Here is a 14047-nt window from a genome sequence, read left to right as displayed (position 1 = left end):
TCGCTTTCGTTTGTTGCAGTGCATCATGGCCAGCCGTCGCAGCAACATTGTGACACGTGTCACAAGCTTGCCGTTCCCGCCGCCATCGGTCCCGGCTCCCTCCGATCACGGAGCCGGGGCCGGCGTTCAGATCAGGTCGTTCGCCTCCAGATAGACGATGATCTCGTCGACGATCTCCTCCGGGTCGCGGCCCATCGTGCGGATGTGGATTTCCGGATTTTCCGGCGCCTCGTAGGGGCTGTCGACGCCCGTGAAGTTGCGCAGCTCGCCCGCATCCGCCTTGCGGTAGAGGCCCTTCGGGTCGCGCCGGCGGCACTCCTCGATGGGCGTGTCGACGAAGACCTCGATGAAGCGCCCGTCCGGGAACAGCTCGCGTGCCATGGCGCGCTCGCTGCGGAACGGCGAGATGAAGGAAACCAGCGTCAGCAGGCCGGCATCGACGAACAACCGCGCCACCTCGCCGACCCTGCGGATATTCTCCACCCGGTCGGCATCGGTGAAGCCGAGATCGCGGTTGAGGCCGTGGCGCACGTTGTCGCCGTCCAGCGTGTAGGTGTGGCGGCCGCGCACATGCAGCTTCTTTTCCAGAAGCGAGGCGACCGTCGACTTGCCCGAGCCGGACAGGCCCGTGAACCACAGCGCCGCCGGCGTCTGGCCGAGGCTCTGCGCGCGCGCCGCCTGGTCCACCTCCAGCGCCTGCCAGTGGATGTTGGTCGCCCGGCGCAGGGCGAACCAGACCATGCCGGCGCCGACCGTCGCATTGGTCAGCCGGTCGACCAGGATGAACGAGCCCGTCGTGCGGTTCGCCTCGTAGGGGTCGAAGGCGACCGGCACCGTCATCGCCAGATTGGCGAAGGCGATCTCGTTCAGCTCCAGCGTCTTGGCCGCGACCCGCTCGAACGTGTTGACGTTGATCTTGTGCTTGATCTCGGTCACCGAGGCGGTGACCGTCCGCGTGCCGATCTTCAGCAGGTAGGATCGGCCCGGCAGCAGCGCGTCCTCCGACATCCAGATCAGATGCGCCGCGAACTGGTCGGCAACGTCCGGACGGGCGGCGGCGGCCGCGATGACATCGCCGCGCGAGGCGTCGATCTCGTCGGCAAGCACAAGCGTCACCGCCTCGCCGGAGCCGGCGCTTTGCGCCTCGCCGACCTGCGACAGGATGCTCTTCACCGTCGAGGTACGGCCCGAGGCAGCGACCACCACCTCGTCGCCGACGCTGACGCGCCCGCCGGCGATCGTGCCGGAAAAACCGCGGAAGTCGAGGTTCGGGCGGTTCACCCACTGCACGGGAAAGCGGAACGGGCGGGCATCGCCGTCGCGGCCGACCTCGACCGTCTCCAGATGCTCCAGCAGCGTCGGCCCCGCGTACCAGGGCATGTTGTCGCCGGGCGCCGTGACGTTGTCGCCGTAGCGCGCCGACAGGGGGATCGCCACCAGCGTCTCGAAGTCGAAGCCCTGCGCGAAGGCGCGGAACTCCGCCTCGATCTGGTTGAAGCGCTCCTGCGAATAGCCGACCAGGTCGATCTTGTTGATGGCCAGCACCACGTGGTGGATGCCGAGCAGCGAGGCGATGAAGGCATGCCGGCGCGTCTGAGTCATCAGCCCGTTGCGCGCATCGACCAGCAGCACGGCCAGATCGGCGGTCGAGGCGCCGGTCGCCATGTTGCGGGTGTACTGCTCGTGGCCCGGCGTGTCGGCGACGATGAACTTGCGTCGGTCGGTCGCGAAGAAGCGATAGGCGACGTCGATGGTTATGCCCTGCTCGCGCTCGGCCTCCAGCCCGTCGACCAGCAGCGCCAGGTCGATGTCGTCGCCGACCGTGCCGTGGCGGGTGGAATCGCGCTCCAGCGCGGCCAGCTGATCCTCGAAGATCAGCTTGGTGTCGTACAGCAGCCGCCCGATCAGGGTGGACTTGCCGTCGTCGACGCTGCCGCAGGTGAGGAAGCGCAGCTGGTCCTTGTTGACCTGGGACAGGATGTACTCGCGCACGGCCTCGTCGGAGGCGGTCGGGTCCGGATTGCGCATGGTCAGAAATACCCCTCGCGCTTCTTCTTTTCCATCGAGGCGCTGTCGTCGTGGTCGATCAGGCGGCCCGAACGTTCGGAGGTGCGGGCGATCAGCATCTCGCGGATGATCGCCGGCAGCGTGTCGGCCTCGGACTCGATGGCGCCGGTCAGCGGGTAGCAGCCGAGCGTGCGGAAGCGCACCATCAGCTCCTCCACCCGGTCGTCCGGGCCGATCGGCATGCGCTCGTCGTCGACCATGATCAGCATGCCGTCGCGCCGCACCACCGGCCGCCGCTGGGCATAATAGAGCGGCACGATGGGGATGCTCTCCAGCAGGATGTACTGCCAGATGTCGAGCTCGGTCCAGTTGGACAACGGGAAGGCGCGGATCGACTCGCCCTTGGCGATGCGCCCGTTATAGAGGTTCCACAGTTCCGGACGCTGGTTCTTCGGGTCCCAGGCGTGGGCCTTGCTGCGGAACGAGAAGACGCGCTCCTTGGCGCGGCTCTTCTCCTCGTCCCGGCGGGCGCCGCCGAAGGCCGCGTCGAAGCCGTACTTGTCGAGCGCCTGCTTCAGCGCCTCGGTCTTCATCACATGCGTGTGCACGGAGGAGCCGTGGCTGAACGGGCCGATGCCTTGCTTCAGGCCGTCCTGATTGGTGTGCACGATCAGGTCCGCGCCGATGCGCTTCGCCGTCTCGTCGCGGAAGGCGATCATCTCGCGGAACTTCCACGTCGTGTCGACATGCATCAGGGGAAACGGCAGGCGCGAGGGCGCGAAGGCCTTCATCGCCAGATGCAGCAGGACGGAGGAGTCCTTGCCGATCGAATAGAGCATCACCGGATTGCGGAACTCGGCCGCCACCTCCCGGATGATATGGATGCTTTCCGCCTCGAGCGTCCGCAGATTGTCGAGGCGACCGGGCGCCATCACGTCTTCCTGCAAGTTCGACCCTTCCTGATGCATCACGCCGCCTCGCGCCGCATCGAGGCCCCGTTTGCGACGAGGCCGGTGCGATGGTGTACAAGGCAAGCCGCGTCCTGGCTGCCGGATTGTCCGTACTGGCTCTGCTGGCCTTTTCCGCCCCCGCCTGCCGCACTATCGCACGGCCTGGTCGGGCTCCCCGGCGAACGGAAGGACCGGCGGCTGAAACCCGCTTCGACACTCATTCCGTGCACTCCTTCTAGTTGCTCGGTGCAGTGCGATCAAGCCGCTGGAACAGCGTCCTGAACCACGATTTTCCGCCACCTTCCCTAGCGTTCGAGACGCCGCAGCACCGCGCCGGTCTGGCCAAGGCCGCCGCCCGGCACGATCTCCCGGTTGCCGTCGATGTAGGTCTCGACCGCAAAACCGAGCTTCTTCGCCCACAGTTCGATGACGTTGCGCTCGATGAACATGTTGAGGACGGGCTTCGTCCCGTTTCTCTGCTGCTCGACACTGCCGGCGAAGACCGAAAAATGATCGCGACTGCCGAATTCCAGGAACGAGAACAGGAACGTCCCGCCGGGACGCAGCACCCGCCTCACCTCCTCCATGTAGAGGTAGGTCTCCTCGTGCAGCAGATGGGTGAACAGGCTGAACGAGGTGACGATGTCGGCGGACGCATCCGCGGCCGGGATCTTCAGGTCCGTGGAGATGTGGAAGCGGTAGTCGGCCGGCGTATGGGCGCGGGCGTAGTCGATGAGGTCCTCGACCACATCGATGCCCAGATAGCTGTAGCTCCCGCTGGCGGCCAGCTGTCTCGCCGTGCGGCCGCTGCCGCAGCCGAGGTCGATGAGACTGTCGCCGTCCTTCAGCCCCAGCGAGCGCAGCAGCTCCAGGTGGATGCGGCCCTGGATGTCGTAATGCCCGCCGACGGCCAGCGACATCGCCTCGTCCAGCGGGTGGCTCTCCTTGAGATTGCGGACATGGCGCTCGTAGTCGCGCTGGAAGTGCGGCTTCTCCGCTTCCGCGCGCGCCTTGGCGCCGGTCAGCGCGCCGACGATCCGCTGGACAATCCCGCCCATCACCCGCTCTTCCGCTTCCTGGCGACGAAGGTCAGCGCCGGGCCGTTCACATGGGCCGGATCGTCCTTGCCGATCTCGACGTCGAAGCCGAGCACGTCGAACAGGCGCAGCAGCGAGTCCTTCTCCACCCAGCGGGTCACCCGCTCGGCGCCCCCGCAAAAGCCCTTCCAGTCGAGCACCTGCTGCACATAGGTCTGCCGGCTCATGGTCAGCGGCACGCCGCGATGCTCGATGGTCTCGGGCGCGGCGAAGCGGCGGGCATAGACCGGATGCCGCGAGATGATCTCGTGGTCGTAATAATGCGTCCAGATGCACACGGCATCGGCGCTCCGGCACATCGCCTCGATCAGCGCCACCGGATCGCTCATGTGGTAGAGCACGCCGCTCGCCACGATGGCGTCGAAGCGCCGCGGCTCCTCCTCGAGATATTTCAGGAAGTCGCCGAGCAGGAACCGCGCCTTGTGCAGGGCGTAATTGTTCTTGACGATCAGGCACTTGAAATAGGCGCGGGTGTTCGCCTCGATCGAGGTGATCGAGGCCGCGCCCTTCATCTGCAGCATGTAGGTGTGGCTGCCTTCCAGCGGCCCCAGCTCCAGCACGTGCTTGTTGGCGAAGCCGCCGCTGGCACGCTCGAAGAAGTCGACGCGCGAGTCGGTGTAGAAGGCCGGCTTGCCGTTGGGCGGCAGGCCCGGCAGCGCGCCGGACCATTCGCCCTCGAACAGGTCGACGGCGTTCTCGGGCCGCGCCGGGCGCATGTCGTAGCGATCGTCCAGCGCCTTGTCCTGGTGTCCGCGCGCGTAGGGCAGCACCACCGCGCGCCGTGCCCTCGCAAGCGTGTTCATCAACCGGCCGAGCAGCCTGCTTGCCATGGTTGCTGCCCTCATTCTCAGATCGCACCGTAGCGGAACAGGACCTTCTTGAGGCCCTTGTAGTAGCGCCCCATCCCCTTGCTGCGGATGTCGACGCGGATCTCCTCGGCAAACGGCAGGTCCAGCTCGTCGATGATCTTGTTGATCTGCTCGAACGTGTAGACGTCACGATAGACCATGTCGCGCTTCAGGACCGGGACGCCGAGGAACTTGTAGTAGAGAAATCCGCCGAAATGGATCTGGTTGCGCTCGGTCAGCAGCTTGACGTAGCTCTCGATGAACTCGGCCACCTTGAAGTCGCTGAGGTTGCGCCGGCTCTGGAAGTCGTAGCGCAGGTCCAGCGCCTTGGTGACATCGTCGTCGTCGGCCAGCGACGTGCCCTTGGCGCGCGCTGCCGTGACGAGATCGGCGAACCGCTCGATGAACTGGCCCTGCGCCAGCGCCTCTTCGGAGATCGCCTGGCTGGAGCGCATCTCGATCAGCTTGTAGAGCTGCCTGCGCAACAGGTTTCTGTTGCGGTACGGCACCAGGTCGATGGTCGACTTGAGTTCGCCGAAGTCCATGCCGACGAGGACGTTGTAGACCTCGACCGGGTTGACGATGATGTGCGGACCCTGGCCGACCTTGCGCAGCACGCATTTGGTCAGGCCGACCTCGCCCTTGTGCACCGACCAGCGGCGGGTGCTGATCGGCACGTACTTGTCCCAGTATTCCAGGAAGGCCGGCGCCTCGATCACCTCGCGGTTGAAGGCCAGCAGGAACGACTGGACGTGGTAGTGGTGCTCGAACACTTCCGTGAGGCCGATGAACGGCTCGTCCGCGTCCAACTCGGCGAAGATCTTGTCGAGACCGTTCGGCAGATAATAGACGCTGTCGTTCATCAGGATCAGCTTGTCGATCACCGGCTCGCGCTTGCGCAGCAGGCTGAAGCCGTCCTTGTAGGCGCCGAAGTCGCGGCCCAGGTTCTCGCGCTCGATCAGCAGATGGCAATTGTCGAGCAGGTCCTCGCGCACCTCGCCGCTCGCCCGCATGTTGGTCACGAAGACGATGTTGATGCCGCGCGCGTTGAGCGCGTCGATCGCCGTGCGGGTGAAGACCTGGATGTCGGCCCTCGTGTAGATCACGAAGATCGCGAAGCGCTTTCCCTCATGCGAACGACGCCCCTCGGTCACCCCGAGGATGCGGCGCTTTTCCGAATAGAGCTTGGGGTCCAGCCGGCAGACAAAGCGGGAATACGCCTCGTAAGGCATGATGACGAGGAAGTACCAGTACAGGTACCAGATCGGCTTGAAGAGCTTGTAGAAAAAGAAGACAACTGGATGGATGACCTGCCCGAGCATGTTCCGTCTGGCCTATTTTCGTCCGCTGATCTGCAGGAGGTACTCGCCATACAGCGTCTTGGCGAGCGGCTTGGCGAGTTCGGCGACATCTTCCGGGGTGATCCAGCGGTTCACCATGGCGATCTCTTCCAGGCAGGCGACCTTCAGTCCCTGCCGGTGCTCGATCGCCCGGATGAATTCCGAGGCTTCCATCAGGCTGTCGTGAGTGCCGGTGTCGAGCCAGGCAAAGCCCCGGCCGAGCTTTTCCACCGTCAGCTGGCCCGCCTCGAGATAGCGGCGGTTGATGTCGGTGATTTCCAGCTCGCCGCGTGCGGACGGGCGCACCTGATGGGCGTGCTCCACCACCTCGGCATCGTAGAAATAGAGGCCGGCGACCGCCCAGTTGGACTTCGGGCTCGTCGGCTTTTCCTCCAGCGACACCGCGCGGCCGGCCTCGTCGAACTCGACGACGCCGTAACGCTGCGGATCCTGCACGTGATAGGCGAAGACCTTGCCGCCCGCGGTCAGCGCCGAGGCCTTGACCAGCCGCTCCGACAGGCCGTGGCCGTAGAAGATGTTGTCGCCGAGCACGAGCGCGCAGGGGCTGCCGTCGATGAAGCGCTCGCCCAGGATGAAGGCCTCGGCAAGGCCCCGCGGCTCCTGTTGCACCACATAGGAGAGCTTGATGCCCCACTGGCTGCCGTCGCCCAGCAGCGCCTCGTAGCTCGGCAGGTCGCGCGGGGTGGAGATGATCAGTATCTCGCGGATGCCCGCCAGCATCAGCACCGACAGCGGGTAGTAGATCATCGGCTTGTCGTAGACCGGCAGCAGCTGCTTGCTGGTCACCCGGGTCAGCGGATAAAGGCGGGTGCCGGACCCGCCGGCAAGCACGATGCCCCTCACGCCAGGTACCCCTTCTCGGCGAGATAGTCGTCCAGCGCCTCCTGCCAGGGGCGCGGGGCGCCGATGGCGGAAGCCAGCTTGTCGTTCGACAGGACCGAATAGGCCGGCCGGCGCGCCGGCGTCGGGAATTCGGCGGAGGTGATCGCCTCGACGCTCGCCTTCGTCCCGGACCTGCGGATGATCTCCTCGGCAAAGCCGTGCCAGGTCGTCGCGCCGGAATTCACCACATGCCAGATGCCCGCGGGCACCTCGTCGCGCAGCATGGTCAGCAGCGCGGCGGCGATGTCCTTGGTCGAGGTCGGCGACATGTGCTGGTCGGCGACGACGCGCAGGTGCCCGCGCTCGCGGCCGAAGCGGATCATCGTCTCGACGAAATTGCCGCCCTTGCCGCTGGCCCCGGCCACGCCGAACAGCGAGGCGACGCGCAGGATCAGCGTGTTCTCGCAGGCGAGCCGGGCAAGGTCCTCGCCCATCGCCTTGCTGGCGCCGTAGACGTTGACCGGTGCGCGCGGGTCGGCCTCGACGAGAGGCTCACGCTTGTCCTGGCCGCCGAACACGTAGTCGGTCGAGACATGGACGAAGCGGGCCGACTTCGCCTGCGCCAGTTCGGCCAGCAGCGCGACCAGATGGGCGTTGATGGTGAAGGCCTGCTGGGCGTTGCCCTCGACCTCGTCGGTCTTGTGATAGCTGGAGCAGTTCACCAGCACGTCGAAGTCCGCCGTCGACAGCAGCTCTCGCACCCTGTCGAAATCGGCAAGGTCGAGCCGGTCGCGGCCGACGGGGACAATGTCCAGCACGCTGCCCGCGGCCTCGTTCGCCCGCCGGATATCCGTACCGAGCTGGCCGCCGGGACCAAGGAGGATCGTCTTCATGGGAACCCTCAGATGCGCAGCATGCCGCCGTTGAGCTCGAGCTCCTTGATGCGCTCGTGCCAGGTGACAAGCTCCTTGTACCAGGCGAGCGTGATGGTCTGGGTCGTCTTGTCGGTGCGCCCGTCCTCCAGCGCCGCCAGCACGTCGCGCACGCCGTCCACCGCCGTCAGCTCGGCCTTGAAGCCCAGCGCCTCGATCTTGTCGAAGCCGACCCGGTAGGAGCGGTGGTCGGGGTCGCCGTACCATTCGATGGCGACATCGTTCGGCAGGGTGTCGGCGACGATCTGCGCCAGCGGGCCGATCTGGTAGTTGTTCTCGTCCGACCCGACATTGAAGATCTGGCCGTTGATCTTCTCGGCCGGGGCGCTCAGCATGAAGATCTGGGCGCGGGCCGTGTCGCGCACATGCACCATCGGGCGCCACTGGGTGCCGTCGCGCATGAGCGGCAGCTTGCCGGTCTTCCAGGCGCCGAACACCATGCCGTTGATGGCCAGGTCGAAGCGCATGCGCGGGCTGTAGCCGTAGACGGTCGCCTGGCGCAGCACCACCACCGTGAAATCGTCCGAGGCGAGCGGCAGCACGCCGTGCTCGGCCATCTCGTTGGCGCGCGCATAGGCGGTCAGCGGATTGGTCGGCGTCGTCTCGGTGGCGATGACGCCGGGCTCCTGGAAGCCGTAGAGGCTGCAGGAGGACGGCAGCACGTAGCGCTTGACGCCGGCCTCGCGGGCGAGCCTTGCGGTGCGCACGCGCGAGACGTGGTTGATCTGGTCGGTCTCGCGGCTGAATTCCTCGCCGGAGGGGTCGTTGGAGATGGCGACGAGGTCGATCACATGGTCGATGCCGGACAGCAGCGCCGGGTCGATCAGCCGGGCATCCTGGCGCACGATCTCCAGCCGCTCGTGCTCGGGCAGCAACTCGCGGCCGAAGAAGAAGCGGTCGACCGCGCGCACCGCGTAGCCCGCGTCCAGCAGCAAGGGCACCAGGGTCGTGCCGATATAGCCGCCCGCACCCGTGACCAGAACAGTTTCCATGCAAACACCGACCGCGTTCGAGTTGCAGGCCGGCAGAACTGCCAGCCCCTTGCATTTCCAGGAAGGCCTCCTGCCCCGGATGCCTTCTTCCCTGCCCGACTCTCGCCCAGGATCACGCGACGTCGCTTACCGACGGCCGCATTTTGCAGCGCAAGACGATCCGATCAACCCGCAGATTGGCGAATCTTCAAGAAATCGTCATCGCGCGCCGGAGCGCCTCGCGTCTGACGTGTCAGAACCAGTGGATTACATCCTTGAAGAAGGGCTGCGCCTTGTCCTTGTCGGAGAGGGTCACCTTGTCCTCGTCCACGCCCCAGTCGATGGCGAGGTCCGGATCGTTCCAGCGGATGCCGAAATCGTGGGTGGGCGCGTAGTGGCCCGTGACCTTGTAGATGATCTCCGTGTCCGGCTCGAGGGTCAGGATCGCATGGGCGAAGCCGACCGGCACCAGGATCTGGTTCCATTCGGCGGCCGATATCTCCGCCGACACCCACTTGCCGAAGGTCGGAGAGGCCTTGCGGATGTCGACCGCCACGTCGAGGATCCGGCCGCGCACGCAGCGCACCAGCTTGTCCTGGGCGAACTCCCCGCCCTGGTAGTGCAGGCCGCGCAGGGTTCCCGCTTCCGCCGAGTAGGAATGGTTGTCCTGGATGAAATCCAGCTCGATCCCGGCGTCCGCGAAGGCCTTCTTGTTGTAGACCTCCGAAAAGAAGCCGCGATGATCGCCGAACTTCCTTGGCCGGATAATCTTCACTTCGGGAATTTCGAGACTGACAACATCGACCGACATGAAAAGAAAGCCTGTGCTTGAGAGTTCGGGCACCGGAACGGACCCGGCGTTGTATAGAAGACGCAACCGAGGCGAACAAGACCGCAGCGCAACCAGAACGATTCCCGCCTGTTGCGATGCCCCTGCCAATGGCCTAAGCGACGTCACACGGAAATGCGGCGCTTTGCCGGCAGCTTGGGCCGGCAGCTCGGGCCGGCAGCTTGGGCCGGCAGCTTGGGCCGGCAGCTTGCGCCGGCAGCTTGCGCCGGCAGCTTGAGAAGGAGCGGGGGATGGATGTCGAGACGGTGGTGATCGGCGCCGGCGTGGTCGGGCTTGCGGCCGCGCGCGATCTCGCCCTGCGCGGTCACGAGGTGATGGTGCTGGAAGAGCATCCGATCATCGGCTCGCAGACCAGCGCCCGCAACAGCGAGGTCGTCCACGCCGGCATCTACTATCCGGCCGGCAGCCTCAAGGCACGCGCCTGCCTTGCCGGGCGCGAGCTGCTCTACCGCTTCTGCGAGGAGCACGGCGTGCCCCACCGCCGGCTCGGCAAGCTGATCGTCGCGACCGCGCCCGACCAGGTCGAGACGCTCGCCGCGATCCGCGCCAGGGCCGAGGCGAACGGCGTCGACGACCTGCGCTTTCTCACCCGCACCGAGGCTCTTGCGCTGGAGCCGCATCTTGCCTGCGAGGGCGCGCTGCTCTCCCCCTCCACCGGCATCATCGACAGCCATGCCTTCATGCAGGCCCTGCAGGGCGGGCTGGAGGCGCATGGCGGCCAGGTGGTCTGCGGCTCCAAGGTGACGGGCCTCGACAGGATCGACGGCGGCTACCGGCTCACGGTGGCGGACGGGGCGGAGGGCTTTGGCCTCACCTGCAGCAATCTCGTGATCGCCGCCGGCCACGGCGCGCCTTCGCTCGCCGCCCTCCTTGCCGGCACACGGCCGCCGCAGGCCTATTTCGCCCGCGGCTGCTACTTCTCGATTTCCGGCCGCGCGCCCTTCTCGCGGCTGGTCTATCCGGTGCCCGAGCCCGGCGGCCTCGGCGTCCACCTGACGCTCGACATGGGCGGCCAGGCCCGTTTCGGCCCGGACGTGGAATGGATCGACGGCCTCGACTACACGGTCGATCCGCGCCGTGCCGACGGCTTCTATGCCGAGATCCGCAAATACTGGCCGGACCTTGCCGACGGCGCGCTGCAGCCCGACTACAGCGGCATCCGGCCGAAGATCTCCGGCCCCGGCGAGCCGGCGGCGGACTTTCGCATCGACGGACCTCGCGAGCACGGCCATGCCGGCCTCGTCGCGCTCTACGGCATCGAGTCGCCCGGCCTCACCTCGGCGCTGGCGCTGGCCGGCCTCGTCGCCGACCGGCTGGGGGAATAGCCGCATTGCCCTGCCGGCCCGGACATGCCATGGAATCGTCGCGTTCCCCGGTCAATTATCCCGCAATGCAACACGCGCCGGCGGGACCGGAAGCTTCGGGAGTGACATGAGGACGTCCTTCGTCGCCGCCCTGGCCAATCAGAAGGCCGTGCTGGGCGCGCTCATCCTGCGCGACATGCGCACCCGGTTCGGGCGCACGGCGATCGGTTTCGTCATCGCGGTCGCGTGGCCGCTCACCCACCTTCTGGCGATGCTCGGCATCTGGGTCGCGATCGGCCGGGCCGTGCCGCTCGGCACCAACAATGTGGTGTTCTTCGGCACCGGCATCATGCCCTACATCCTGTGCCTGTATCCTGGCCGGATGATGATGCTCGCCATCCAGCAGAACAAGCCGATGCTGCTCTTCCCGGTGGTGAAGGTGATCGACATCATCCTGGCGCGCGCGCTGCTGGAGATGATCACCGCCATGTGCGTGCTGCTCGCCTTCTGTACCATCCTCTACATCGCCGGCGTCGACTTCCTGCCCAACCAGCCGGCCATCGCCATCGCCGCCATCGCGCTCACGGTGCTCTACGGCATTTCGGTCGGCCTGCTCAGCTGCGTGATCCTGGTGCTGTTTCCCATGTGGGTGGCGATCTTCATCCTCATCATGATCGCCCAGTGGATCACCTCCGGCGCACTCTACCTGCCCAGCATGATGCCGCACTGGGTGCTGGAATACATCGTCTACAACCCGCTCTATCACTGCATCTCGTGGCTCCGCACTGCCTATTACGACGGCTACGGCGGCAGCACGGTCGATCCCATGTACGTGGTGCAGGTGTCGCTCTTCACCCTGCTGCTGGGCTTTGCGGCGGAGCGGGCGGTGCGCGGAAAGCTCTTGATGAAATGATCAGGTTCCAGGACGTCTTCAAGTTCTACCGCACGCAGAAGACGCTCAAGATCGTGCTGGACCACATCAGCTTCCGGCTGGACAAGGGCGTCAGCTACGGGATCATGGGCATCAACGGCGCGGGCAAGTCGACCTTGATGCGGCTGATCGCCGGCACGGAGATGCCCAACAGCGGCCGCATCGTGCGGGAATCGCGCGTGTCCTGGCCGCTCGGGTTCGCCGGCGGCCTGCATCCGGCGCTGACGGGGCGCGAGAACATCCAGTTCGTCGCGAGGGTCTACCGGCAGGACATCCGCAAGGCGGTGCGCTTCGTGGAGGACTTTTCCGAGCTCGGCCCCTTCATCGACGCCCCCTTCGGCACATATTCCTCCGGTATGCAGCAGCGTCTCGCCTTCGGCCTGTCGATGGCGATCGACTTCGATTGCTACCTGATCGACGAGGTCATGGCGGTGGGCGACTCCCGCTTCCAGCAGCGTTGCCGGGACGAGTTCAACAAGCGCAAGCAATATTCGGATATGATTATGATCTCGCACAGCATCGAGCTTGTGCAGATGTATTGCGACCGTGGCATCGTGCTGGCCGATGGAAAGATGTATTTCTTCGATTCGGTCTCGGATGCGGTCGAGATGTACAAGCAGTTGAACATGTAGCGGTGCCGGGCCGGAAGGCCTGGCGCGGATGGCGGAGAAGATGTCGGACGCGCTGATAGACGTGGTGCTCGGCGGCGGCGACCTTGTCGAGGAAGCGCCCGCCAGGAGCGGCAAGCGAACGGAAGCGATCTCGGCGGCCCTCAAGGAGGCCAGCCGGCGCATCCGCTCGAACCGCCGTGTCATCGGCGGCGGCGGCTTCCGGCGCCGGCGCGGCGAGCGGCTGTTCCTCATGTCGGTTGCCGCCAGCTGGCTGCTGGTGGTGTTCGTGCCGGTGCTGGTCTCCGGCATCTATTTCGGTCTCATCGCCTCGGACCGCTATGCGTCCGAGACGCAGTTCTCGCTGCGCAACTTCAAGGCCTCCGCGCCCGCCGCCTTCATGTCGCTCACCGGGCTTCCCACCGGCAACCTGATGCAGGAGGCCAAGGTGGTGGAGAGCTATGTGCACAGCCGGGCGCTGATCGACCGGCTGCAGGAGCGCATCGACCTGTTCGGCAAGTTCAACGCGCCCGGCATCGACTATTTCTCGCGCTTCCCCGAAGGCGATCCGATCGAGGACTTCATGGACTACTGGCGCGAGCGCGTCGGCGTCCATGTGGAGACCCTGTCGGGCATCGTCACCGTCTCGGTGCAGGCGTTCTCGGCGCAGGACGCGCAGCAGATCAACCGGCTGATCCTCGAGGCCATCGACGAACTGGTCAACGACCTGTCGGCCCGCGCCCGCGCCGACCTCTTGCAGTTCAACCGCCAGGACCTCGACCAGGCGCAGGACCGGCTGAAGACCTTGAGCGAGGAACTCGCCGACCTGCGCAACACCACCGGCCTGCTCGATCCGGAGACCTATGCCAAGTCGATCTCGGCGGTCGCGACCGAGCTGGAGGTGCGCCTCACCGAGATGAAGGTGCGGCAGCAGACCCTGCTCGGCTCGATGGACGCCGACACGCCGCAGATGCAGTTCCTCTCCCGGCAGATCGAGACGCTGGAGGGCGAGATCGCGCGCCTGCGCCGGGAGATTGCCTCGCCGGGCAGCACCGGCGAGACGCTGTCCACCACCAAGGCGCTGTTCGACCGCTATCTGCTCGACCAGGAGATCGCCCGCAAGCAGTACACCCAGGCGAGCCTGGAATACGAGCGGGCGCGGCTGGACGCTGACCGGCGGCAGGTCTATACGGCGATCGTGATGCAGCCGACCCTGCCGGAAGACGCCGAGTATCCGCGCCGGATCTGGTCCTGGACGGTGGTTCTGGTGCTGTGCATTTCCGCTTGGGGCGCCCTGGTCGGCCTCGCGGTTCTCATCCGCAATCATCTGGCGGTATGACGATGGACGCGAGGCGCTGGACGTGAC

The 14047-nt window shown here is 66.0% G+C and carries 13 protein-coding genes; 4 read left to right on the top strand and 9 right to left on the bottom strand.

Annotated elements, in window-relative coordinates:
• Window positions 1-126 precede the first annotated feature (126 nt).
• The 9 genes from cysN to rfbC form a co-directional block, all read right to left on the bottom strand.
• Window positions 127-2028, bottom strand: a complete 1902-nt coding sequence (gene cysN / locus GH266_RS22420; RefSeq protein ID WP_158195823.1) for a sulfate adenylyltransferase subunit CysN — start codon at window positions 2026-2028, stop codon at window positions 127-129.
• Between the two features lie 2 nt (window positions 2029-2030).
• Window positions 2031-2939, bottom strand: coding sequence for a sulfate adenylyltransferase subunit CysD (gene cysD / locus GH266_RS22415; protein ID WP_158195822.1), 909 nt, complete (start codon window positions 2937-2939; stop codon window positions 2031-2033).
• A gap of 323 nt (window positions 2940-3262) precedes the next feature.
• Complete coding sequence (locus GH266_RS22410; RefSeq protein WP_158195821.1) at window positions 3263-4015, bottom strand: class I SAM-dependent methyltransferase; 753 nt, start codon at window positions 4013-4015, stop codon at window positions 3263-3265.
• Window positions 4015-4884: a class I SAM-dependent methyltransferase gene (locus GH266_RS22405; RefSeq protein ID WP_158195820.1), complete on the bottom strand. Its 870-nt coding sequence runs from the start codon at window positions 4882-4884 to the stop codon at window positions 4015-4017. The genes GH266_RS22410 and GH266_RS22405 overlap by 1 nt, the downstream gene beginning before the upstream one ends.
• A 17-nt stretch (window positions 4885-4901) precedes the next feature.
• Window positions 4902-6224 (bottom strand): rhamnan synthesis F family protein, encoded by a 1323-nt coding sequence (locus tag GH266_RS22400; RefSeq protein WP_158195819.1) that lies wholly within the window; start codon window positions 6222-6224, stop codon window positions 4902-4904.
• A gap of 12 nt (window positions 6225-6236) precedes the next feature.
• Window positions 6237-7106 carry a glucose-1-phosphate thymidylyltransferase RfbA gene (rfbA, locus tag GH266_RS22395; RefSeq protein WP_158195818.1) on the bottom strand — a complete coding sequence of 290 codons (870 nt, stop codon included), beginning with the start codon at window positions 7104-7106 and terminating at the stop codon, window positions 6237-6239.
• Complete coding sequence (gene rfbD / locus GH266_RS22390; RefSeq protein ID WP_158195817.1) at window positions 7103-7978, bottom strand: dTDP-4-dehydrorhamnose reductase; 876 nt, start codon at window positions 7976-7978, stop codon at window positions 7103-7105. The genes rfbA and rfbD overlap by 4 nt, the downstream gene beginning before the upstream one ends.
• 8 nt (window positions 7979-7986) lie before the next feature.
• Window positions 7987-9009: an NAD-dependent epimerase/dehydratase family protein gene (locus GH266_RS22385; RefSeq protein ID WP_158195816.1), complete on the bottom strand. Its 1023-nt coding sequence runs from the start codon at window positions 9007-9009 to the stop codon at window positions 7987-7989.
• Window positions 9010-9241: 232 nt separating this feature from the next.
• A complete protein-coding gene (rfbC, locus tag GH266_RS22380; RefSeq protein ID WP_158195815.1) occupies window positions 9242-9799 on the bottom strand; it encodes a dTDP-4-dehydrorhamnose 3,5-epimerase in 558 nt (185 codons plus the stop codon).
• Between the two features lie 269 nt (window positions 9800-10068).
• Here rfbC and GH266_RS22375 point away from each other — a divergent pair, with 269 nt between their 5' ends.
• From GH266_RS22375 to GH266_RS22360, 4 genes are all read left to right on the top strand, one after another.
• The gene (locus GH266_RS22375; protein ID WP_158195814.1) at window positions 10069-11163 is read left to right on the top strand and encodes an NAD(P)/FAD-dependent oxidoreductase; all 1095 of its coding nucleotides are present in this window, start codon (window positions 10069-10071) and stop codon (window positions 11161-11163) included.
• Window positions 11164-11269: 106 nt separating this feature from the next.
• Entirely contained in the window at window positions 11270-12055 is a 786-nt protein-coding gene (locus GH266_RS22370) for an ABC transporter permease (protein ID WP_158195813.1), read from the top strand.
• Window positions 12052-12705 carry an ABC transporter ATP-binding protein gene (locus GH266_RS22365; RefSeq protein ID WP_158195812.1) on the top strand — a complete coding sequence of 218 codons (654 nt, stop codon included), beginning with the start codon at window positions 12052-12054 and terminating at the stop codon, window positions 12703-12705. Before GH266_RS22370 ends, GH266_RS22365 begins: the two co-directional genes overlap by 4 nt.
• 28 nt (window positions 12706-12733) lie before the next feature.
• Window positions 12734-14020, top strand: a complete 1287-nt coding sequence (locus GH266_RS22360) for a KpsE/RkpR family capsule polysaccharide export protein (RefSeq protein ID WP_158195811.1) — start codon at window positions 12734-12736, stop codon at window positions 14018-14020.
• The last annotated feature ends 27 nt before the right edge of the window (window positions 14021-14047 follow it).

This window comes from Stappia indica (assembly GCF_009789575.1).
Lineage (GTDB): Bacteria > Pseudomonadota > Alphaproteobacteria > Rhizobiales > Stappiaceae > Stappia > Stappia indica_A.
Note: the sequence above shows the minus strand (reverse complement) of the source record. Positions and strands in the feature narration are given on the sequence as shown.

What these genes read in the sequence shown, in the direction of transcription:
- cysN (WP_158195823.1), bottom strand. Translation starts at nt 2,028, where the DNA reads ATGCGCAATCCGGACCCGACCGCCTCCGACGAGGCCGTGCGCGAGTAC.
- cysD (WP_158195822.1), bottom strand. Translation starts at nt 2,939, where the DNA reads ATGGCGCCCGGTCGCCTCGACAATCTGCGGACGCTCGAGGCGGAAAGC.
- GH266_RS22410 (WP_158195821.1), bottom strand. Translation starts at nt 4,015, where the DNA reads ATGGGCGGGATTGTCCAGCGGATCGTCGGCGCGCTGACCGGCGCCAAG.
- GH266_RS22405 (WP_158195820.1), bottom strand. Translation starts at nt 4,884, where the DNA reads ATGGCAAGCAGGCTGCTCGGCCGGTTGATGAACACGCTTGCGAGGGCA.
- GH266_RS22400 (WP_158195819.1), bottom strand. Translation starts at nt 6,224, where the DNA reads ATGCTCGGGCAGGTCATCCATCCAGTTGTCTTCTTTTTCTACAAGCTC.
- rfbD (WP_158195817.1), bottom strand. Translation starts at nt 7,978, where the DNA reads ATGAAGACGATCCTCCTTGGTCCCGGCGGCCAGCTCGGTACGGATATC.
- GH266_RS22385 (WP_158195816.1), bottom strand. Translation starts at nt 9,009, where the DNA reads ATGGAAACTGTTCTGGTCACGGGTGCGGGCGGCTATATCGGCACGACC.
- rfbC (WP_158195815.1), bottom strand. Translation starts at nt 9,799, where the DNA reads ATGTCGGTCGATGTTGTCAGTCTCGAAATTCCCGAAGTGAAGATTATC.
- GH266_RS22375 (WP_158195814.1), top strand. Translation starts at nt 10,069, where the DNA reads ATGGATGTCGAGACGGTGGTGATCGGCGCCGGCGTGGTCGGGCTTGCG.
- GH266_RS22370 (WP_158195813.1), top strand. Translation starts at nt 11,270, where the DNA reads ATGAGGACGTCCTTCGTCGCCGCCCTGGCCAATCAGAAGGCCGTGCTG.
- GH266_RS22365 (WP_158195812.1), top strand. Translation starts at nt 12,052, where the DNA reads ATGATCAGGTTCCAGGACGTCTTCAAGTTCTACCGCACGCAGAAGACG.
- GH266_RS22360 (WP_158195811.1), top strand. Translation starts at nt 12,734, where the DNA reads ATGGCGGAGAAGATGTCGGACGCGCTGATAGACGTGGTGCTCGGCGGC.